The sequence below is a fragment of the Streptacidiphilus pinicola genome (assembly GCF_003258295.1).
Lineage (GTDB): Bacteria > Actinomycetota > Actinomycetes > Streptomycetales > Streptomycetaceae > Streptacidiphilus > Streptacidiphilus pinicola.
This window is the reverse complement of record NZ_QKYN01000066.1, coordinates 1-20330: the sequence shown is the minus strand read 5'-3', so window position 1 is coordinate 20330 and position 20330 is coordinate 1. Positions and strand designations below refer to the sequence as shown.

General features: G+C 72.4%; 18 protein-coding genes. 13 read left to right on the top strand and 5 right to left on the bottom strand.

Annotated elements, in window-relative coordinates; all coding sequences use genetic code 11:
• Positions 1–113: 113 nt before the first annotated feature.
• Positions 114–2180 carry an N-acetylmuramoyl-L-alanine amidase gene (locus DN069_RS17060; protein WP_111501869.1) on the bottom strand — a complete coding sequence of 689 codons (2067 nt, stop codon included), beginning with the start codon at positions 2178–2180 and terminating at the stop codon, positions 114–116.
• Between the two features lie 262 nt (positions 2181–2442).
• On the opposite strand from DN069_RS17060, the gene DN069_RS17055 reads away from it, so the two are divergent.
• The 11 genes from DN069_RS17055 (at position 2443) to DN069_RS17005 (ending at position 15895) form a co-directional block, all read left to right on the top strand.
• Positions 2443–3387 (top strand): aldose 1-epimerase family protein, encoded by a 945-nt coding sequence (locus DN069_RS17055; RefSeq protein ID WP_111501868.1) that lies wholly within the window; start codon positions 2443–2445, stop codon positions 3385–3387.
• A 39-nt stretch (positions 3388–3426) separates the two neighbouring features.
• Positions 3427–4137, top strand: a complete 711-nt coding sequence (locus DN069_RS17050) for a rhomboid family intramembrane serine protease (protein ID WP_111501867.1) — start codon at positions 3427–3429, stop codon at positions 4135–4137.
• A 100-nt stretch (positions 4138–4237) separates the two neighbouring features.
• On the top strand, positions 4238–4999 hold the full coding sequence (locus DN069_RS17045) for a response regulator transcription factor (protein ID WP_111501866.1): 762 nt from the start codon (positions 4238–4240) through the stop codon (positions 4997–4999).
• Positions 4996–6438 carry a sensor histidine kinase gene (locus DN069_RS17040; protein WP_111501865.1) on the top strand — a complete coding sequence of 481 codons (1443 nt, stop codon included), beginning with the start codon at positions 4996–4998 and terminating at the stop codon, positions 6436–6438. Before DN069_RS17045 ends, DN069_RS17040 begins: the two co-directional genes overlap by 4 nt.
• A gap of 58 nt (positions 6439–6496) precedes the next feature.
• A complete protein-coding gene (locus DN069_RS17035; RefSeq protein ID WP_111501926.1) occupies positions 6497–8626 on the top strand; it encodes a glycosyltransferase family 39 protein in 2130 nt (709 codons plus the stop codon).
• An 84-nt stretch (positions 8627–8710) separates the two neighbouring features.
• The gene (locus tag DN069_RS17030; RefSeq protein ID WP_111501864.1) at positions 8711–9787 is read left to right on the top strand and encodes a S1C family serine protease; all 1077 of its coding nucleotides are present in this window, start codon (positions 8711–8713) and stop codon (positions 9785–9787) included.
• Between the two features lie 87 nt (positions 9788–9874).
• Positions 9875–11098, top strand: a complete 1224-nt coding sequence (locus tag DN069_RS17025; protein WP_111501863.1) for an amidohydrolase family protein — start codon at positions 9875–9877, stop codon at positions 11096–11098.
• Positions 11099–11135: 37 nt separating this feature from the next.
• Positions 11136–12011 (top strand): TIGR03619 family F420-dependent LLM class oxidoreductase, encoded by an 876-nt coding sequence (locus DN069_RS17020; protein ID WP_111501925.1) that lies wholly within the window; start codon positions 11136–11138, stop codon positions 12009–12011.
• Between the two features lie 74 nt (positions 12012–12085).
• Entirely contained in the window at positions 12086–12925 is an 840-nt protein-coding gene (locus tag DN069_RS17015; protein WP_111501862.1) for an SDR family NAD(P)-dependent oxidoreductase, read from the top strand.
• Between the two features lie 92 nt (positions 12926–13017).
• Positions 13018–14142 (top strand): LLM class flavin-dependent oxidoreductase, encoded by a 1125-nt coding sequence (locus DN069_RS17010; protein ID WP_111501861.1) that lies wholly within the window; start codon positions 13018–13020, stop codon positions 14140–14142.
• A 13-nt stretch (positions 14143–14155) separates the two neighbouring features.
• The gene (locus DN069_RS17005) at positions 14156–15895 is read left to right on the top strand and encodes an N-acyl-D-amino-acid deacylase family protein (protein ID WP_111501860.1); all 1740 of its coding nucleotides are present in this window, start codon (positions 14156–14158) and stop codon (positions 15893–15895) included.
• 4 nt (positions 15896–15899) lie between these two features.
• On the opposite strand, the gene DN069_RS17000 is transcribed toward DN069_RS17005, so the two are convergent.
• The 4 genes from DN069_RS17000 to DN069_RS16985 all read right to left on the bottom strand — a co-directional run bounded on the left by DN069_RS17000 (position 15900) and on the right by DN069_RS16985 (position 19137).
• The gene (locus DN069_RS17000) at positions 15900–16520 is read right to left on the bottom strand and encodes a sensor domain-containing protein (RefSeq protein WP_165845524.1); all 621 of its coding nucleotides are present in this window, start codon (positions 16518–16520) and stop codon (positions 15900–15902) included.
• A gap of 123 nt (positions 16521–16643) precedes the next feature.
• Positions 16644–17228: a GNAT family N-acetyltransferase gene (locus DN069_RS16995; RefSeq protein WP_243639335.1), complete on the bottom strand. Its 585-nt coding sequence runs from the start codon at positions 17226–17228 to the stop codon at positions 16644–16646.
• 7 nt (positions 17229–17235) lie between these two features.
• Entirely contained in the window at positions 17236–17805 is a 570-nt protein-coding gene (locus DN069_RS16990; protein WP_111501858.1) for an LppU/SCO3897 family protein, read from the bottom strand.
• Positions 17806–17982: 177 nt separating this feature from the next.
• Positions 17983–19137, bottom strand: a complete 1155-nt coding sequence (locus DN069_RS16985; RefSeq protein WP_111501857.1) for a sensor histidine kinase — start codon at positions 19135–19137, stop codon at positions 17983–17985.
• Between the two features lie 238 nt (positions 19138–19375).
• Here DN069_RS16985 and DN069_RS16980 point away from each other — a divergent pair, with 238 nt between their 5' ends.
• Both DN069_RS16980 and DN069_RS16975 read left to right on the top strand, forming a co-directional pair.
• Positions 19376–19777, top strand: a complete 402-nt coding sequence (locus DN069_RS16980) for an NADH-quinone oxidoreductase subunit A (protein WP_111501856.1) — start codon at positions 19376–19378, stop codon at positions 19775–19777.
• On the top strand, positions 19768–20330 hold a 563-nt coding region (locus tag DN069_RS16975), incomplete at its 3' end, for an NADH-quinone oxidoreductase subunit B (RefSeq protein WP_111501855.1). The genes DN069_RS16980 and DN069_RS16975, both read left to right, overlap by 10 nt.

The window sequence follows — 20330 nt, the reverse complement described above, 5'->3', positions numbered from 1 at the left end:
ACTTGTCGAACGAACGTTAAGTTAATCAGCAGTAGCTCCGCTGTCCAGACTGCCGCGATGTGAGGCTGCGCGCTATTCGGCGAGAACGGGCGCAGCCGGGACCGAACGAGCGCTCAGCGGGTGGGGGTGGCCGTGGGCAGCGAGGCGGGGCCGATCAGCTGCACGTCCGAGGCGCGGACGAAGGCGAGCCGGTGGTCGAACCGGATCGGGTAGTACTGCGTGGCTCCGATCACCATGGCGCAGCCCGTCGCGCCCGCGCAGCCGTAGTTCGCGGCGTAGAAGTCGCCGCTCAGCTGCCCGGCGGCGAGGTAGGCCTGGCCGGGGGCGATGGTGGCCGCCAGCGGCGTCAGCGCCTGGGCCGACGAGGCCGCGAGCGAGGCCAGCGGGGCCGGGTACGCGGAGCTCTCGGGGTAGGCACGGCCGTAGACCGGGATCGGCTGGTCGCCGGTCGGGGTGACCAGCGTGAGCGCCGCGCCCGGCGTCGGATCGGGGACGAGGGTGTCGCGCCAGGACGGGTCCTCGAACCACGCCTCCTGGCCGCCGTACCAGACCCCGACCCAGTCGCCCCCGCTGCCGGACGAGGCGACCCCCGCGACGACGAAGGTCTGCCCGTACCCGGCCTTGTCCGACACGTCCGAGGCGGCGGTGCCGCCGCCGCCCAGCAGCGGCGCGCTCGCGGACGGGGCCGTGCGCAGGTAGACGAAGTCGGCCGGATGAGAGGGGCAGGCGCGGGTCGGGCTGCCGCAGCCGGTGAGGTCCGGCTGGGTGGTGCGGTCGTACGGCGGGGCGACGGTGACCGTGCCGCCGACGACAGGCTGCGCGTGCAGACCGGTCAGCGGCGCGCCGACCAGGTCGAGCAGGTGGCTCCAGTCCCAGTACGGGCCCGGGTCCCCGTGTGTCGTCACGGCACGGCCGGCCTGCACGGGGGCGGGGACGTCGTCGCGGCCGAGCAGGTGCTCGCGGTCCAGCGGGATGCCGAAGCGGGCCGCCAGATAGCGGATCAGCGCGGCGGAGGACTGGTACTCGGCCTCGGTGTACCAGCTGCCGGTGCGCAGCGCGAAGCCCTCCTGCTCGACGCCGATCGAGTGGGCGTTCAGGGTGCGGTTGCCCGTGTGCCAGGCGATGTCCTTGGTCGGCACCAGCTGGGTCACCGAGCCGTCGCGGCCGACCAGGTAGTGGGCGCTGGCGTAGGCGGCCGGGTCCTGGAAGAAGGCGATCGCGCCGTCGCGGGAGCCCTGGGTGGCGTGCAGCACCAGGTACGAGATGCCGTCGCCGTCCGTCGGGCGGTCGGCCTGCGCGTAGTTGCCGTAGTCGGTGGCGCTGGCCTTGGCGTCCTGCCGGTAGGCGGCGGGCGTGAAGGCGCAGGCCAGGCCGGACGGGCACTCCGAACCGGAGCCGGGCACGGCGAGGGCGGCGAGCGCCCCGGCCAGCTGCGCTGGCTGGACGGACGGCGAGGCGGGCAGCGTCAGCTGCTGGTTGTCGTCGGTCAGCCGGGAGGCACCCTGCTGCACCACGGCGTAGACGCGGGCCGCGAACTGCTGCCCCGCCGCCGGTGTCTCGGCCTGCGCGTAGGCGACCACGGCCGGCCACCACCTCGCCGGGTCGGTCGGCAGGCCGTGCCCGCCGGCGGACGCGGCGGCCTCGTAGCAGGCGAGCAGCGCCGCGCCGCCGCGCACGCTCTGCTTCATGTCCGTCCGCAGCCGCTTGGCCGGGACGCCGGCCAGCGCCGCGGCGGTCTGCAGCGTGTGCAGCGCGGGCGAGGCCGTGTCCACCTGCCGCAGCTGCTTCAGGGCGGCCGCCGACGGGCGGTGCGCGGCGGCGCCGTCACCAGGACCGCCGACGTCGGGCTGGACGGTCGGGCTGAGGTCGCCGGGGGAGACCTGGGTCAGGCCCATGACGTTGTAGTTGCCGGTGGTGCTCGGCCGCCCGCCGTGGGACTCCCACAGCGTCTCCTCGTAGGAGACCGCGAGCAGCACCTGCACCGGCACGTGGAACTCGGCCGCGGCCTCGGCGAAGTCGTGCTGCAGCGCGGTGGAGGGGTGCGCGGGGACGCTCGGCCAGGCCAGCGAGCCCACGGCGGGCGCGGCCGTCGGCGTCGGGCCCTTGGCACCGGCACCGGTCGGGGCGGCCTCGGCGACCGCGCCGACCACCAGCGCGCCGGCCGCGAGGACGAAGCCCATGCCGATCCAACGCCGTGACCGTCTGCGGACGTGTCGAGCCGTCAACGCGTGCCTCTTCGCAAGTCTGTCGTCGCCGCCGTGAAGGGGTCCGTACGCCCGTACGGAAGGTGCAGCAGCGGACCTGATGGTCCGTGAGATACAAGTCGCAAGTGAGCGTGAGGTTAGCACTGGTGGCCGGGAGTCGGGTTCGCCGGGGGGAGACCGGCGTGAGAGCGGGTGAGACCGGGGTGAGAGCGGCGCGCGTCAGTGCGAGGATGAGCGCATGGCTGATGCGAACCTCTCCCCGAACGGGCCGCAGCAGGTGCTCGAGGCCGGCGACTACCGCGCCGTGATCAGCGGCGTCGGCGCCGGCCTGCGCGGACTGAGCCACCGCGGCCGCCCGCTGGTGGTCAAGTACCCGGTGGAGACCCAGCCCCCCGGCGGGGCCGGTCAGCTGCTGATCCCGTGGCCCAACCGGGTCCGCGACGGCCGCTACCGCTGGCAGGGCGAGGACCGGCAACTGGACCTCAGCGAGCCCGCGACGGGCAACGCCAGCCACGGCTTCACCCGCTTCCTGCCCTGGCGCGTGGTCGCCGAGGACGCGGGCCAGGACAGCGCGTACGTGCGCTTCGGCCTGCGGCTCTACCCGATGCACGGGTACCCGCACATCCTGGAGCTGACCGCCCACTACGAGCTGAACGAGGCCGGCCTCACCGTCGAGGTCGCCGCCCGTAACCTGGGCGACCGCGTCGCCCCCTACGGCCTCGGCGCGCACCCGTACCTGACGCTCGGTCGTGGCCCCGGCCGCATCGACGAGGCGGTGCTGGAGGTCCCCGCCGACACCTGGCTGCCCGTCGACGACCGCAAGGTGCCGACCGGCGCCCGCGAGTCGGTGGACGGCACTCAGTACGACTTCCGCAAGCCGCGCCCGATCGGCGGCACGCAGCTGGACACCGCCTGCACCGGCCTCACCCGCGACGCCGACGGCCTGGCCCGGGTCCGCCTCACCGAGGCCGACGGCGGCCGCGGCGTTGAGCTGCGGCTGGGCGCCGGCCTGGACTGGGTGCAGCTCTACACCGGGGACACCCTGCCCGCGACCTACCGTCGGGCCGGCATCGCCGTGGAGCCGATGAGCTGCCCGCCGAACGCCTTCGCGACCGGCGAGGACGTGGTCGGTGTCGAGCCGGGCGCGCGGGTCGCGCACCGATTCGGTATCGGCGCGCTCTGACCTTCCTGTGCGGGGCCACGTTCGGCCTACAGTGCTGGCATGGCGGAGCGAGCGCTGTGGGCGCCGAAGGAGCTGGACACCCCGGAGAAGATGATCGGAGAGGCCAGGAAGGCCTTCTTCGTCATGTTCGGCTTCCTGGTGGTCATCTGGGCCCTGCAGATCTTCAACTGGGTCGACCAGCAGCGGCTCTCCTACGAGTACGGGGTGATCCCGCACGACGTGGGCCGGCTGCCGGACATCTTCACGGCGCCGTTCCTGCACTTCAGCTGGGATCACATCGAGTCCAACTCCGGCCCGTTGTTCGTCTTCGGCTTCCTGGCGGCCTACCGCGGCGTGGTGCGCTTCCTGTGGCTGACCCTGCTGGTGACCCTGACGAGCGGCTTCGCGGTCTGGTTCTTCCAGGGCGGCGACACGGTCGGCGTCGGCGCGAGCGGCGTGATCTTCGGGTACTTCGGCTACGTGGTGCTGCGCGGCATCTTCGACCGGCACCTGATCGACACCCTGATCGGGCTGGTCATGGCGGCGTCCTTCGCCTACCTGGTCACCATCGCCGTGCCCGGCACCCCCGGCATCAGCTGGCTGGCGCACCTGGGCGGTCTGGTGGGCGGCATCGCCGGCGCGTGGCTGCTGCGCGACCGCCGCCCGAAGGGGGCGGTCGTCGCTCCGGCCACGCCGGGCGCGGCACCGGTGGTGGCGCCGTCCGAGCGCGCTGACCTGCACAAGGAGCTGGGCGACCTCGGTCTGTTGTGAGAGCGCTGTGTGCGGGCTGAGCGAAACTCCCAGGGAACTCACAGCTCCGACGTAGCCGGACCTCATCGATTTCTCATTCAACATCGGCAACGTGTCCGCCATGACCACGACTCCGGCCGATGCCTCCTCCGAGCTCCGCCGCCCCGACGGCACCCCCGTGCGGGTGCTGGTCGTCGACGACGAGGCTCCCCTCGCCGACCTGCTCTCCATGGCCCTGCGCTACGAGGGCTGGCAGACCACCACCGCGGGCGACGGCGCCTCCGCGATCCGCGCCGCCCGCGACTTCCGTCCCGACGCGGTGATCCTCGACGTCATGCTGCCGGACCTGAACGGTCTGGAGGTCATGCGCCGCCTGCGCGCCGACCAGCACGACGTCCCGGTGCTGTTCCTGACGGCGAAGGACGCCGTCGAGGACCGCATCGCCGGCCTCACGGCCGGCGGTGACGACTACGTCACCAAGCCCTTCAGCCTGGAGGAGGTCGTCGCCCGCCTGCGCGGCCTGCTGCGCCGCAGCGGCGCGGCCGCGGCGCGCAGCGAGTCCCTGCTGGTCGTCGGCGATCTGACGCTCGACGAGGACAGCCGCGAGGTCCACCGCGCCGGCACGTCCATCCGTCTCACGGCGACCGAGTTCGAGCTGCTGCGCTTCCTGATGCGGAACCCGCGCCGGGTGCTGAGCAAGCCGCAGATCCTGGACCGGGTCTGGAACTACGACTTCGGCGGCCAGGGCAACGTCGTCGAGCTGTACATCTCCTATCTCCGCCGCAAGATCGACGCGGGCCGCACCCCCATGATCCACACCATGCGCGGCGCGGGCTACGTCCTCAAGCCGGCCCCGGCGGAGGCCACCGCGACGGCGTCATGATCCGCCCCTGGTCCACGTGGCCGCTCCGCGTGCGGCTGGTCGTCACCATGACGGTGTTGTTCGCCGCCGTGCTGGGGGCCGTCGGTGTCGCCAGCACGGCGCTGTTGCGCGAGAATCTGATGGCCAATCTCGACAGCAAGGTCCAGGACACCATCGTCCGGGCCAACGCCCCCATGGGCCAGGATCACTTCATGATCGCGCCGGGCTTCGACCAGGACGCCGTTGGGGCGGTCTTCGATCAGAACGGCGCCGCGCAGCAGAGCGGACGCTCCAACTTCGACACCAGGACGCTGACCACCGCTCAGATCGCCGCGCTGGCCGCGGTCCCCGACGATGGCTACTTCCACGACATCACCGTGCCCAACCTGGGCACGTACCGTGCGCTGGCCCAGCACAGTCCCGGCAGCCAGGCCGGTGGGCGGGTCGTGGTGGCCCTCTCCATGGCGCGGATCTCCAGCACCGTTCAGAACCTGGTGGCCACCGAGGCGGTCCTCGGCGTCGCGGGCGTGATACTGGTCGGCTTCGTCGGGTTCGGCCTGATCCGGGTTTCCCTCCGGCCCCTGGACCGGGTCGCGGCGACCGCTGCTCGCATTTCGCTTCTCCCCCTCCATGAGGGCGAGGTGGGGCGGCTGTCGCGGGTGCCCGCGCAGGACACCGATACCCGGACGGAGTCGGGGCTGGTCGGGGCGTCGTTGAACAGGATGATCGACCATGTCTCCGCCGCGCTGGAGGCGCGGCACGCGAGTGAGACGCGGGTGCGGCAGTTCGTCGCGGACGCCAGTCACGAGCTGCGGACGCCGCTGGCGTCGATCAAGGGGTATGCCGAGCTGACCCGGCGCAGCCGGGAGAGCGTGCCGCCGGACACCGCGTACGCGCTGGGGCGGGTGGAGTCCGAGGCGACGCGGATGACCGCGCTCGTCGAGGACCTGCTGCTGCTCGCTCGGCTCGACGCCGGGCGGCCGTTGGAGCGGGCGCCGTTGGACCTCGCGCCGCTGGTCGTGGACGCCGTGCGGGACGCGCACGCGGCCGTACCGGACCACAAGTGGGAGGTGCGGCTGCCCGAGGACGCCGCCGAGGTGCTCGGGGACGAGCACCGGCTGCACCAGGTGCTGGTCAACCTGCTCGCGAACGCGGGCAAGCACACACCAGCCGGGACCACCGTCACGGCCTCGCTGACCCGCGAGGGCGACTGCGCGGTGGTGGCGATCGCCGACGACGGGCCCGGGATTCCGCAGGAACTGCTGCCCACGGTCTTCGAGCGCTTCGCGCGCGGCGACGGCTCGCGTTCGCGCAAGGCGGGCAGTACCGGGCTGGGCCTGGCCATCGTCGCCGCCGTCGTGTCCTCGCACGGCGGGCAGGTGTGGGTGACCAGCGAGCCCGGCGAGACCGTGTTCACCGTCCGGCTCCCGCTGGCCGACGCGGCCACAGCGACGAGCTGACGGCGGGCGCACAGGAACGGCACACCCGTCCGACAGCGTGCCCGGGGACCGTGAGGGCATGACCGCTACGCTCCCCGAACCGACCGTCGACCAGCCCGCACCCGCGCCCGAGAGGACGGGTGATCCACGCTGGGCCCGGCCAGCCTTCCTCTGCCTGCTGGCCCTGACCGCGCTGCTCTACCTGTGGGATCTGGGCGCGTCCGGCTGGGCCAACCAGTTCTACTCGGCCGCCGTGCAGGCGGGCGCGCACAGCTGGAAGGCGATGTTCTTCGGCTCCTCGGACTCGGCGAACTTCATCACCGTCGACAAGCCGCCGGCGTCCCTGTGGGTGATGGAGCTCTCCGCCCGGGTCTTCGGCGTCAACGCCTGGTCGATCCTGGTGCCGCAGGCGCTGGAGGGCGTCGCCGCCGTCGCGGTGGTGTACGCGGCGGTCAAGCGGCGTTTCTCGGCCGGGCCGGCGCTGGTCGCGGGCGCGGTGCTGGCGCTGACGCCGGTCGCGGCGCTGATGTTCCGCTTCAACAACCCCGACGCGCTGCTGGCGTTGCTGCTGGCCCTGGCCGGCTACGCCGTGCAGCGGGCGCAGGAGCAGGCGCGGACGCGGTGGCTGCTGCTGGCGGCGGCCTGTGTCGGCTTCGCGTTCCTGACCAAGACCCTACAGGCGTTCCTGGTGCTGCCCGCCTTCGGGCTGACCTACCTGCTGTTCGCCCCGACGGGGCTGTGGCGGCGGGTGCGGCAGCTGCTGCTCGCGCTGGTGGTGCTGGTGGTCAGCTCCGGCTGGTGGGTGGCCGTGGTCGAGCTGACGCCCGCTCAGTACCGGCCGTACATCGGCGGCAGCCAGCACGACGACTTCCTGGAGCTGACCTTCGGCTACAACGGCTTCGGCCGGATCACCGGCGCGGAGACCGGCAGCGTCGGCGGCGGGGGCGGCGGCGCGACCGGGGGCGGCATGTGGGGCGCGACCGGCATCACCCGGCTGTTCACGTCCGAGATGGGCGGTCAGATCGCCTGGCTGCTGCCGGCGGCGTTCCTGCTGCTGGTGGCCGGGCTGTGGTGGCTCGGCCCCTTTACTGCCCGCCGCGCGCCGCGCACGGACGGGGTGCGGGCGGCGCTGGTGCTGTGGGGCGGCGCGCTGGTGACGACCTTCCTGGTCTTCAGCTTCATGGCCGGGATCTTCCACCCGTACTACAACGTGGCGCTCGCGCCGTACATCGCCGTGGTGGTCGGGCTCGGCGCCGGGCTGGTGTGGGAGCGGCGCGGGCAGTGGGCCGCCTCCGGTGTCGCGGCGGGCGTGGTGGCGGTGACGTCCGTGTGGGCGTACGTGCTGCTCGACCGGAGTGCGGACTGGCTGCCGTGGCTGCGCTGGGCGGTGCTGCTGGTCGGGCTGGCGGCGGCCCTGGTGCTGGCCTTCGGGCCGCTGATCGGCCGTCGGTTCTGGGCGGCGGCCGCGGCCGCCGCGGTGCTGGCCTCGCTGGCCGGCCCGGCGGCGTACAGCGTGGAGACGGCGGGCACGGCACACAGCGGCTCGCTGCCCTCGGCCGGCCCGTCCGTGCAGGGCGGCGGCTTCGGCGGCGGTCCGGGCGGTGGCGGCATGCGGGGCGGTGGGATGCGCGGCGGTGGGATGCCCGCGGGTGGCACGCGGACCGGTGGCGCACCGGGCGGCGGCTTCGCGGGCGGTGGTTCCACCGGCGGCGGTCAGGGTGGTTTCCCGGGCGGCGGCCAGAGCAGCCAGGGAGGTCAGGGCCTCAAGGGGTTCGGCGGTGGCACCCGGACCGGCGGCGGGATGCCCGGTGGCGGCGGCGGGGGCGCGGGCGGCCTGCTGGACGGCAGCAAGCCGGGCGCCGCGCTGACCGCGCTGCTCAAGGCGGGCGCGTCCGGCTACACCTGGGTGGCCGCCGCCGTCGGCTCGCAGAACGCGGCCGGGTACCAGTTGGCGAGCGACGCGCCGGTGATGGCCGTCGGCGGGTTCAACGGCACCGACCCGGCGCCGACGCTCGCCGAGTTCGAGAGCCTGGTGCGGGCCGGCAAGGTGCACTACTTCCTGGGCGGCGCGCTGACCATGGGCGGCGGCGGGAGCAGCACCGGCGGGTCCAGCGACTCGGCGCAGATCGCCTCCTGGGTCGCGAAGAACTACACCGCGAAGACCGTGGCCGGGGTGACCGTCTACGACCTGACGAAGGCGAAGAGCTAGCTCGCGCGCCTTCCGGGAATCTTTGATGACAAAAGCGACAATGCGGACAGAAGCCGATCGCCGTCCACAGTGAAGGTCGCAGTCATGGAGTTCCCGGCCCGTCGCCTCCTCCCCGTCGTCGCCGCCGCGACCCTGCTCGCGCTCGCCGCGTGCACCAGCGGTGGCGGCGGCGGGAGTGCCGCGTCTTCGGACCAAGGCACCCCCGCTCCCGGCCCGAGTGTCAGCAACGATCTGCAGACCGACTACGAGAACACCGTCAAGGCCGTGCTGCCGTCGATCGTGCAGATCAACGCAGCGAACAGCCTCGGCACGGGCATCGTCTACGACACCAAGGGCGACATCGTCACCAACGCCCATGTCGTCGGCACCGCCACGAGCTTCCAGGTGCTGCTGTCGGACCAGTCCAAGGCGCTGACGGCGACCCTGGTCGCCAGCTATCCGGCCAACGACCTGGCGGTGATCAAGCTCAGCAGTCCGCCCGCCAAGCTCACGCCCGCGGTGTTCGGGGACACCTCCAAGGTGGCGGTCGGCCAGATCGTGCTGGCCATGGGCAGTCCGCTCGGACTGTCCTCCAGCGTCACCCAGGGCATCGTCTCCGCCACCGGACGCACCGTCAGCGAGGGCAAGTCCGAGGAGAACCCGCAGGGCACGACGATCCCCAACATGGTGCAGACAAGCGCGGCCATCAATCCCGGCAACAGCGGCGGCGCCCTGGTCAACCTCTCCGACCAGGTCATCGGCGTCAACACGCTGGCCGCCGTCAGCAGTGACCAGGGTGGGGCGCAGGCGCCGGGCATCGGCTTCGCGATCCCGGCGTCGTCGGTGACGGACCTGGCCGATCAGATGATCAAGTACGGCAAGGTCGTCAACTCCGGCCGGGCGGCGCTCGGCGTGGGGGTCCGGACCGTGATCGTCACCAACGCCAACGGCAGTCAGACCTCCGGGGCCGGGGTGGTGGCGGTGACCAGTGGCGGGCCGGCGGACAAGGCCGGGATCCAGGCCGGTGACGTGATCACGCAGCTCGGCGGCATCACCGTCGACAGCTCCCAGGCCCTCTCCCAGGCGCTGGCCTCGCTCAAGCCGGGCCAGCAGGTCCAGGTCACCTACCTGCGGGACGGCGCGAGCAAGACGGCCGACGTCACCCTGGGCACACTCCCGTAGTCCCGGGTCCCGGCCTGGTCAGGCCGCGCGGCGGTACCCCTTGCACGGGTCCTGACGGATCGTCAGATTGCGCGTAGCCTGACCGGCATGGAGAGCTTCCCCTGGATCATTTCGGTGGACGACCACACCGTCGAGCCGCCGCACGTGTGGCAGGACCGGCTGCCCGCCAAGTACCGCGAGCTCGGCCCGCGTATCGTCCGGGCCCCGCTCGCCGAGATGACCTTCGTCGGCGGGCGGTTCGCGCCGCGGATGGGCGAGCCGGGGAGCGAGGGCACCCTCGCCGACTGGTGGGTCTACGAGGACCTGCGCCGTCCGCTCACCCGCCTCGACACCGCCGTCGGTTACCCCCGCGAGGAGGTGCGGCTGGAGGCCATCACCTACGAGCAGATGCGCCCCGGCTCGTACTCCATACCCGAGCGGCTCGCCGACATGGACGTCAACCACGTCCAGTCGGCGCTCTGCTTCCCGACCTTCCCGCGGTTCTGCGGCCAGACCTTCACCGAGGCGAAGGACCACGAGCTGGGCCTGCTCTGCATCCGCGCCTACAACGACTGGATGGTCGAGGAGTGGTGCGGCCCGGCCGCGCAGGGCCGGATGATCCCGCTCGGCATCGTGCCGCTGTGGGACGCCGAGCTGGCCGCCGCCGAGGTACGGCGCAACGCCGCGCGCGGCGTGCGGGCCGTCTGCTTCAGCGAGATCCCCCCGCACCTGGGCCTGCCCAGCATCCACACCGACGCGTGGGACCCGTTCCTGCGCGCCTGCGAGGAGACCGGGACGGTCATCGCCATGCACATCGGCAGCTCCTCGCGGATGCCCTCCACCTCGGCGGACGCGCCGCCCGCGGTCGGCTCCACCATCACCTTCGCCAACTGCTGCTTCTCCATGGTCGACTGGCTGATGAGTGGCAAGTTCGACCGGTTCCCCGGCCTGAAGATCATGTACGCCGAGGGGCAGATCGGCTGGATCCCCTACATCCTGGCCCGCGCCGACGTGGTCTGGGAGGAGAACCGCGCCTGGGGCGGCGTCGCCGACAAGGTGCTGACCCGGCCCAGCGAGCTCTTCGCCGAGCACATCTACGGCTGCTTCTTCGACGACCCGCACGGTCTGCGCAACCTCGACGCCATCGGCGCCGCCAACGTGCTCTACGAGACCGACTACCCGCACTCCGACTCCACCTGGCCGCGCAGCCGCGAGGTGGCGGAGGAGCAGATGGGCCACCTGGACACGCCGGTGGTCGAGCAGTTGGTGCGCGGCAACGCGATCGGGCTGCTGGGCCTGACGGCTGAGGGGTTGTGGGGCGGCCGTGGCTGAGTTCGGGATCCAGCTGCCCGTCCAGGCGCAGAGCACGATGTTCGTGGAGCCCTGGGAGACGCGGGCCGGCCCGACCGAGCTGGCCGCCGTCGCCCAGGCCGCCGACCGGCTCGGCTACGCCTACCTCGCCTGCTGCGACCACGTCGCTATCCCGCGCCGGCTGGCCGGGCCGATGGGCGCGACCTGGTACGACCCGGTCTCCACGCTGGGCTGGCTCGCCGCGCTGACCTCGCGCACCCGGCTGCTGTCGCACGTCGCCGTCGCGCCGCTGCGGCATCCGCTGCTGAGCGCCAAGCAGTACGGGACGCTGGACCTGCTCAGCGGCGGCCGGCTGATCCTGGGTGTCGGCGCGGGCCATGTGCAGGAGGAGTTCGAGACGCTCGGCGTCGACTTCCACCGGCGCGGCGAGATCCTGACCGAGACCGTCGCGGCGCTGCGCGTCGCGCTGACCGAGGAGTACCCGGAGCATCCCGGGCCGCGCTTCCCGTTCCGTGATCTGGCGGTCAGCCCGCGTCCCGTGCAGGCGCCGCCGCCGATCTGGGTCGGCGGCTCGTCCCCGGCGGCGGTGCGACGCGCGGCCGCGCACGCCGAGGGCTGGCTCTCCCAGGGCGACACCCTCGACACGCTCCCCGCCCAGCTGGAGCTGATCCGTTCCGTGCGCGAGCGGGAGGGGCGGTCGGACCGGGCGTTCGTGGTCAACGCGATCGCGCCGCCGCTGTACGTCGGCGAGGCGGGCTGGGAGATCGGGCGGCGCTCGGTCACGGGCAAGCCGGAGGAGCTGGCCGAGCTGCTGCGCCGCTACGTCGCGGTCGGCGTCACACATCTGCAGCTGCGCCCGCGCAGTCGGGACGCCAAGGAGTACGTCGCGCAGCTGGAGCTGATCGCGGCGGACGTACTGCCGCTGGTTGTGTGAGGTCTTCCCTTGTGCGGGCTCCTTCAGGAAACTGACGGTCTGTCAGATAAGGCGTTCCGAGGGGAGCCCGCACCATGACCGAGACCACCAGCGGCCGGCTGGCCGGCCGTACCGTCCTGATCACCGGCGCCGCCCGCGGCCAGGGCGAGGCGGAGGCCAGGCTCTTCGCCGCCGAGGGAGCGCAGGTGCTGCTCGGCGACGTCCTGGACGACCGCGGCGAGGCGCTGGCCAAGGAGCTGCAACTGGAGCTCGGCCAGGAGCGGGTGCGCTACCAGCACCTGGACGTCAGCAGCGAGCAGGACTGGACGGCGGCGGTGGAGACGGCGGTCTCCGCCTTCGGCAAACTGGACGGCCTGCTCAACAACGCCGGGATCCTGCGCTTCAACGAGCTGGTCAGCACGCCGCTGGATGAGTACCTGGCGGTGGTCCGGGTCAACCAGGTCGGCTGCTTCCTCGGTATGCGCGCCGCCGCGCCCGCCATCGAGGCCGCCGGCGGCGGCACGATCGTCAACACCGCCTCGTACACCGCGCTGACCGGTATGGCGCTGCTGACCTCGTACGCGGCGACCAAGGGCGCGATCGTCGCGATGACCAGGGTCGCCGCGCTGGAGCTGGCGCCGAAGGGCATCCGGGTCAACGCGATCTGCCCGGGCGCGGTGGACACTCCGATGTCCGACCCGGCCAACGCCTTCGCGGGCGCGGACGGCGCCCCGGCGCTGAGCCCGGAGGACGCCGCCGCCCTCGCCGCCGCCACGGCGGACCTGTACGGCAAGGCGGTGCCGCTGGGCCGGATCGGCCGGCCGGAGGAGATGGCGCGAGTGGCGCTCTTCCTGACCTCGGCGGACTCGTCCTACGTCACCGGTCAGCCGATGGTCGCCGACGGCGGCTGGATGAGCGGCGTCAGCATCGGCTGACCGGTTGGGCTGACTCTTGACCCCTGCTGGAGGGGGTGCGAGAGTCGGGAACGCAATCTGATGGATCGTCAGATATGGATGGGTGAACGTTCATGGAGTTCGGTGTCTTCATCCAGGGCTACGTGCCCAGAAGTCGCTCCCAGGCCGACCCGGAGGCCGAGCACAAGGCCCTGCTGGAGGAGATGGACTACGTCGTCCAGGCCGACAAGGCGGGCTTCAAGTACGCCTGGCTCACCGAGCACCACTTCCTGGAGGAGTACTCGCACCTCTCCGCCAACGACGTGGCCATCGGCTACCTCACCCACGCCACCGAGCGGATCCACGTCGGCTCCGGCATCTTCAACCCGCTGCCCCGGGTGAACCACCCGGTCAAGGTCGCCGAACGCGTCGCCATGCTGGACCACCTCTCCGGCGGCCGCTTCGAGTTCGGCACCGGCCGCGGCGCCGGCAGCCACGAGATCCTGGGATTCCTCCCCGAGGTGACGGACATGAACGCCACCAAGGAGATGTGGGAGGAGACCATCGGGGAGTTCCCCAAGATGTGGCTCCAGGAGGAGTACCAGGGCTTCTCCGGCAAGCACTGGTCGCTGCCGCCGCGCAAGGTGCTGCCCAAGCCGTACGGAAAGGCCCACCCGGCCATGTGGTACGCAGCCGGCAGCCCCTCCTCCTACGAGATGGCCGCGCGCAAGGGTCTTGGCGTGCTGGGCTTCAGCGTGCAGAAGGTCTCCGACATGGAGTGGGTCGTCGAGAGCTACAAGCACGCGATCCGCGAGGCCGAGCCGGTCGGGGCCTTCGTCAACGACAACGTCATGGTCACCTCGACGGCCGTCTGCGCGGAGACCCGCGAGGAGGCGCGCCGGATCGCCGCCCGCGGCGGGCTCAACTACCTGCAGTCGCTGCTCTTCCGCTACCACGACACCTTCCCGCGGCCCGAGGGCATCCCCGAGTGGCCGGAGCTGCTCCCCGAGTACAGCGAGGAGCTGATCCAGCTCCTCGTCGAGGAGGAGCTGATGATCTGCGGCGACCCGGACGACGTGCTGCGGCAGTGCAAGCGCTGGGAGTCCGCGGGCGCGGACCAGCTGGTCTTCGGCCTGCCGGTGGGCGTGCCGCCGGAGTTGACCGCGCAGACCATCTCCCTGATCGGCGAGCACGTCATCCCGAAGATCGACACCGATCCGGTGCACCGGACCACCCGTTTCCGGCAGGCGGCTAGCTAAGGGGCGCAGGAGCATGCTCGACCACCTCATCCAGGGCGCGACCCTCGTCGACGGCACCGGCGCCGCGGCCCGCTCCGCCGACGTCGGCATCAAGGACGGGAGGATCGCCGTCATCACGGCGGCGGGAGCCTGTGCGGAGCCGGCGGTCTCCACCGAGGACGCCACCGGGCTGGTGCTCACCCCCGGCTTCGTCGACCCGCACACCCACTACGACGCCCAGCTGTTCTGGGATCCGTTCGCGACCCCGTCGCTGGGGCACGGCGTCACCACCGTCGCCGGCGGCAACTGCGGGTTCACCCTCGCGCCGCTCAACCCGGCGCGCCCGGAGGACGCCGACTACACGCGGCGGATGATGGCCCGCGTCGAGGGCATGTCGCTGGCCGCGCTCGAGGAGGGCGTGCCGTGGACGTGGTCGACCTTCGGCGAGTACCTCGGCGCGCTGGACGGGAGGATCGCCGTCAACGCGGGCTTCATGGTCGGCCACTGCGCGCTGCGGCGCCACGTCATGGGCCAAGGTGCCGTCGGCGGGCAGCCCACGCCCGGGCAGTTGGCGCAGATGGTCGCGCTGCTCAAGCAGGCCATGGCCGAGGGCGCGTGGGGCCTGTCCACCACGCAGTCCAGTACGCACTCGGACGGCGACGGTCAGCCCGTCGCCTCCCGGCACGCGCGGCGGGAGGAGCTGCTCGCGCTCTGCCGCGCCGTCGGCGAGGCCCCGGGCACGCAGATCGAGGCCATCGTCGCGGGCTGCCTGGACAAGTTCGCCGACGCCGAGATCGACCTGCTGGTGCAGATGAGCGCCGTCGCGGGACGTCCGCTCAACTGGAACGTGCTGACCGTCGACGCGGCCGTCCCGGACCGGGTGCCGCGCCAACTGCTGGCCAGCGAGCGGGCGCGGGCCGCGGGCGGCCGGATCGTCGCGCTGACCATGCCGATCCTGACGCCGATGAACATGAGCCTGGGCACCTTCTGCGCGCTCAACCTGATCCCCGGCTGGGGGCCGATCCTGGGCCTGCCGGTGCCGGAGCGGATCGCGCAGTTGCGGCGCCCCGAGGTGCGCGAGGAGCTGCTGCGGCGCGCCGACAGCCCCGAGGCGGGCGTCTTCCGCCGCCTCGCCGACTTCGGCCGCTACGTCATCGGCGACACCTACTCCGGGGCCAACGACGGCCTCACCGGACGCGTCGTCCGCGAGATCGCGGCGGACCGCGGCCAGGACCCGTTCGCGACACTCGTCGAGATCTGCGTCAACGACGAGCTGCGCACCGTGCTGTGGCCGATGCCGACCGACAACGACCCCGCCAGCTGGACGCTCCGTCAGGAGACCTGGCAGCACGAGGACGTCATGCTCGGCGGCTCCGACGCCGGCGCCCACCTGGACCGGATGTGCGGCGCTCCGTACACCACCCGGTTCCTGGGCGACTGCCTGAGGCGGCGGCAACTGCTCCCGCTGGAGCAGGCGGTCCGGATGCTGACCGCCGACCCCGCGGAGCTGTTCGGCCTGCGCGGACGGGGGACGGTCGCGGTGGGGAACTTCGCGGACCTGGTGCTGCTCGACCCGGAGACCATCGACGCCGGCCCGGCCACCCTGGTCCACGACCTCCCCGGCGACAGCCCGCGTCTCGACTCCCGCCCGGAGGGCGTCGTCGCGGTCCGGGTCAACGGCGTCGAGACGGTCCGGGAGGGCAAGCTGACCGGCGCCGTCCCCGGCACCGTGCTGCGGTCCGGGCGGGACACGCGGACGGTGGGGACTCGCTAGCGGGTCAGCGCAGCAGCCCGCGCACCATGCCCCGGCGCACCGCCGCCAGCCCCCGCACCACCTGCGTCGCGAGCAGCACCAGCACGATCCCCGCGACGCAGGTGGCGGCGATCTCCGGCCAGCCGGAGAGGTAGTGGCTGTGGCCGTTGTTCTCCCACAGCCTGTAGCCGGGCCAGCCCACGTACCTGGGGAAGACCCACTGGTAGAGCGGGTAGAGAGCCGCGGAGAGGCCCACGCTCCAGAGCACCACCGCGAGGGTGAACCCGAGGATGCCCATCGGCAGCAGCAGGAACGCGTAGAGCGCGGCACGCCAGTTCGCGCCGTTGCCGAGCATGCCGCGGATCCAGCCGACGAAGCCGGGGCGGGGCGGCGTCGGCGTCGCGGGCGCGGGGACGTCCACACCGAGCAGCGCGCGGGCGCGGGCCCGCTCCATCGCGGCGAAGCCGCGCGCCCCGCCGACGCAGGCGACGAGGACCGGCAGCCCGAGGAAGGTCATCGAGGTGCCGAGCCCGAAGGCGAGAAGAACGACCACGTAGCTGAAGGAGAGGATGCCCAGCGGCAGGTCGAGGATCAGATGGAGGGTCTCCCGCCAGGTCCGGCCTGTGGGGATCGCGGGGGTGGTCATGCCGCAGCCGCCTTTCGTGCGTCGCTTCTCGTGCATCGCTGGATCGTGTGCTGCGTTCCAGCCTGCCGGGCGGGCGCCGCGGGGGCATTGGGGTGACTCGGTGTGTTCGGGGTGGGGACAGCCCTACCAGAGCTTGTCGATGCTCCCGGGGTGGAGCGCGATCCGGGTGTGGGCGAAGCGCGGCGCGGCGGCGCGGGCGCGCGGGGTGAAGAAGGCGCCCATGGTGACCTTGTCCCACTGGTCGCTCGGGAACGGCGCCTCGGGCGTGCCGCCGACCAGGACGGCACCGGGCAACTCCTGCCAGCCGGCGCCCGCGTAGAACGCGCGCAGCGGGCGGTCGCAGGTGAACAGGCCGAGGTCGACGCCGCTGTCGCGGATCCCCGCCAGCGCGGCGGCCACCAACGTGCGGCCGTGGCCCGCGCGTTGCCGGGCCCGGTCGGTGACGACGCGGCTCAGGCCGCTGGCGCGCCAGCGCTCACCCGCGTGCGTGAACTCCTTGCTGAGCACGTCGAGTGCGGCCAGCACGGTCCGGTCGGCGTCGAGGAGCAGCAGGCTGTACGGCTCCAGCGCCGGGTCGTGTGCGGGGTCGTGCGCGGGATCGTCCGCCCCGCCGGGCTCGCTCGGCCACGCCTGCTCCTGCAGGGCGAGTGCCTGCGCGCGGAGTTCGGGCGGGACCGCGTGCTCGGCGAAGCGGACGATCGTCGGCAAGGCTGCGTCAGCCGTTGCTGCCGAGGACGGCCAGGCACAGGGTGACGTCGGAGGTCCCGCGGCCGCCGGTCTGGGTGTAGACCTTGGTCGCGCCCTGGGCGTCGTTGCACTGGCTGCTGTCGTCACCGCTGGCGGCCTTGACGACCTTGTACTGGGCGCCGGAGTCGGAGCAGCTGATGACGTGCAGGTCCGGGCTGGTGTCCGAACCGTCGTTGTGCATGCAGTCGCCGGCCTTGGCGGTGTCGGCGCCGCCGCTCATCTGGTCGTAGACCCAGTAGCCGCCACCGACCACGACGAGCAGGACGAGGCTGACGATCAGACGCGCCCCGGCGAAGCCGAAGCGGCGCTTGACGGAGACCTTCGGCGCGGCCGGCGGGGCGGCGTAGCCGGCGGCGGGCGGGGCCGGGAAGCCCTGCGGGGCCTGGCCCGGGTAACCCTGCGGCGGGACGCCCTGGTTGGGCGCGGCCTGGCCGGGGTAACCCTGAGGCGGGACCGCGCCACCCGGCGCGGCGTACGGGTTCTGCGGGGCCTGGCCGCCCTGCTGCGGGGTCTGGTACGGGTTCTGCGGCGTGGTCACTTCGTGTGTCCCCCGAGTTCCTTCGGTGCATCGGCGATACGTACGGCGTTCGACCGCGCGTTCACGCGCGGTCGAACGCCGTAGCTTAGTGACACCGGGGCGAAGGGTGTAGGGGCAGAGACCCAACCGTCGCAGTACAGCTTCTTAACCGTGACGAACATACGGTCAAATCCGGCATCACCGGCTGGTGCCGCGCGTGCGCCAGGGCAGTTCGGCCGTGACGACCGTCGGCCCGCCCAGCGGGCTCTTGACCACGAAGACCCCGTCCACGGCCCGGATCCGCTCCGCGAGACCGGCCAGGCCGCCACCCGGGAGCTCCTGCGCGCCGCCCGTGCCGTCGTCGCGGACCAGCAGCATCAGGCGGTCCTCGGCGCGCCAGATCTCCACGCTCGCGCTGTCGGCGCGGGCGTGCTTGGCGGCGTTGGTGAGCAGCTCGCTGACGGTGAAGTAGGCGATCCCCTCGATCGCCGAGTCCGGCCGCTCGTCCAGCTCCACCTCCACCCGCACGCCGCCCGGCAGCGGGCAGCGGGCGGCGACCGAGGACAGCGCCGCGTCCAGGCCGCGGTCGGTGAGCACCGCCGGGTGGATGCCGCGGGCCAGGTCGCGCAGCTCCCGCAGGGCCAGCTTCACCTCGTTGTGCGCGCCCTCGACCATCCGCGCCGCCGCCTCCGGATCCTCCGTCAGCTTCTCCTTGGCCAGGCCCAGGTCCATGGCGAGGGTGACCAGCCGCGCCTGCGCGCCGTCGTGCAGGTCGCGCTCGATCCGGCGCAGGTCGGCGGCGGCCGAGTCGACGACCGTGCCGCGGTCGTCCTCCAGCTCGCGGACGCGCTCGGTCAGCCGGCCGGGGGAGAGGAGCGAGCCGACCAGCGCCCGGTCGACCGCGGAGAGCCCGTGGACGATCCACGGCAGCAGCGGGAAGAGCAGGACCGAGGAGACCACCGTGAGGGTGAACGCGACGATGCCCCAGGGCAGCATCAGCACGAAGTACAGCGCGGTGCGCCAGGACAGGCCGTCGCCCAGGGTCGAGAAGACCTTCTGCATGATGCCGGGCTTGCGCGCCTGGACCGGCGCCGGGTCCGGCACCTCCTCGCCCAGCAGCGCGCGGGCCCGCGCGCGCTCCATCGCCGAGCCCGCCCGCAGCAACAGCAGTACGGCGAAGAGCAGCCAGAAGCCCACCACGGTCACGAGCAGACCGATGCCGAGCGAGAGCAGCGGCACCGTGAGGGCGAAGCCGAGGATGCCGATCGGGAGGTCGGCGAGCAGGTAGGCGACCTGGCGCCCCATCCGGGCGTCGAAGTGGGGGCGCCGGGCACGGCGGTTCGGCTCAGTCATGATCCCAAGCCTGACCGTTCCGGGGTGCCGTGCGCCATGGGGATGGGCGGAGACCGGGGGTGGGGACAGCCCTACCACCGGGGCCGGGACCGCTCAACGGGTGGGCGCGGTTCACAGGTCGGAGCCGCTGGGACCTAGACTCCTGCCCCGTAAAGGCAAGGATTGGGTCAAGAGACACACCCGCCACACGCGACCCGGACACCTAAGCCAGACACGCGACCAACGGAGGCGACCGACCATGCAGGCCGTGCAGGCACTGGCGGCATCCCACCCGGGGTACTTCCACGCCTATTCCGTCGTCGGCCTGATGGCGCTGATCGGGATCCTCTTCGTCGGTACGGCCTTCACCGCCAACCGGCTGCTGCGGCCCTTCGCGCCCACGCCGGAGAAGCTGCTGGCCTACGAGTGCGGCGTCGACCCGGTGGGCGAGGGCTGGGCGCAGACCCAGGTCCGCTACTACGTCTACGCCTTCCTGTATGTGATCTTCGCGGTGGACGCGATCTACCTGTTCCCCTGGGCCACGGTCTTCTCCGGGCCCGGCTTCGGGACGGGGACGCTGGTGGAGATGGGTGTCTTCATCGGCTTCCTCGCGGTGGGTCTGCTCTACGCCTGGAAGAAGGGTGTCCTGGAATGGTCGTGAATCTCGGAACCCCGGACCCCTCACGTCCCGGCGCGCTCGAAGTCCGCAAGCTGGGCCCGCTGGCCCGGATGGCGCCCGACCCGATCAAGGTCGTGCTGAACTGGGGCCGCCGGTACAGCCTGTGGTGCTTCAACTTCGGCCTGGCCTGCTGCGCGATCGAGTTCATCGCCGCGTCCATGGCCAAGCACGACTTCATCCGGCTCGGCGTCATCCCCTTCGCGCCCGGCCCGCGCCAGGCGGACCTGATGATCGTCTCGGGCACGGTGACGGACAAGATGGCCCCGGCCGTGAAGCGCCTGTACGAGCAGATGCCCGAGCCGAAGTACGTCATCTCGTTCGGCGCCTGCTCGAACTCCGGCGGCCCCTACTGGGACTCCTACTCGGTGACCAAGGGCGTCGACCAGATCATCCCGGTCGACGTCTACGTCCCCGGCTGCCCGCCGCGTCCTGAGGCGCTGCTGCAGGGCATCCTCAAGCTCCAGGAGAAGATCGCGCGCGAGTCCCTCGCCGCGCAGTACCCGGCGCCGGCGCCGGGTACTGCGCGGCGAGGGAC

What these genes read in the sequence shown, in the direction of transcription:
- DN069_RS17060 (WP_111501869.1), bottom strand. Translation starts at nt 2,180, where the DNA reads ATGGGCTTCGTCCTCGCGGCCGGCGCGCTGGTGGTCGGCGCGGTCGCC.
- DN069_RS17055 (WP_111501868.1), top strand. Translation starts at nt 2,443, where the DNA reads ATGGCTGATGCGAACCTCTCCCCGAACGGGCCGCAGCAGGTGCTCGAG.
- DN069_RS17050 (WP_111501867.1), top strand. Translation starts at nt 3,427, where the DNA reads ATGGCGGAGCGAGCGCTGTGGGCGCCGAAGGAGCTGGACACCCCGGAG.
- DN069_RS17045 (WP_111501866.1), top strand. Translation starts at nt 4,238, where the DNA reads ATGACCACGACTCCGGCCGATGCCTCCTCCGAGCTCCGCCGCCCCGAC.
- DN069_RS17040 (WP_111501865.1), top strand. Translation starts at nt 4,996, where the DNA reads ATGATCCGCCCCTGGTCCACGTGGCCGCTCCGCGTGCGGCTGGTCGTC.
- DN069_RS17035 (WP_111501926.1), top strand. Translation starts at nt 6,497, where the DNA reads ATGACCGCTACGCTCCCCGAACCGACCGTCGACCAGCCCGCACCCGCG.
- DN069_RS17030 (WP_111501864.1), top strand. Translation starts at nt 8,711, where the DNA reads ATGGAGTTCCCGGCCCGTCGCCTCCTCCCCGTCGTCGCCGCCGCGACC.
- DN069_RS17025 (WP_111501863.1), top strand. Translation starts at nt 9,875, where the DNA reads ATGGAGAGCTTCCCCTGGATCATTTCGGTGGACGACCACACCGTCGAG.
- DN069_RS17020 (WP_111501925.1), top strand. Translation starts at nt 11,136, where the DNA reads ATGTTCGTGGAGCCCTGGGAGACGCGGGCCGGCCCGACCGAGCTGGCC.
- DN069_RS17015 (WP_111501862.1), top strand. Translation starts at nt 12,086, where the DNA reads ATGACCGAGACCACCAGCGGCCGGCTGGCCGGCCGTACCGTCCTGATC.
- DN069_RS17010 (WP_111501861.1), top strand. Translation starts at nt 13,018, where the DNA reads ATGGAGTTCGGTGTCTTCATCCAGGGCTACGTGCCCAGAAGTCGCTCC.
- DN069_RS17005 (WP_111501860.1), top strand. Translation starts at nt 14,156, where the DNA reads ATGCTCGACCACCTCATCCAGGGCGCGACCCTCGTCGACGGCACCGGC.
- DN069_RS17000 (WP_165845524.1), bottom strand. Translation starts at nt 16,520, where the DNA reads ATGACCACCCCCGCGATCCCCACAGGCCGGACCTGGCGGGAGACCCTC.
- DN069_RS16985 (WP_111501857.1), bottom strand. Translation starts at nt 19,137, where the DNA reads ATGACTGAGCCGAACCGCCGTGCCCGGCGCCCCCACTTCGACGCCCGG.
- DN069_RS16980 (WP_111501856.1), top strand. Translation starts at nt 19,376, where the DNA reads ATGCAGGCCGTGCAGGCACTGGCGGCATCCCACCCGGGGTACTTCCAC.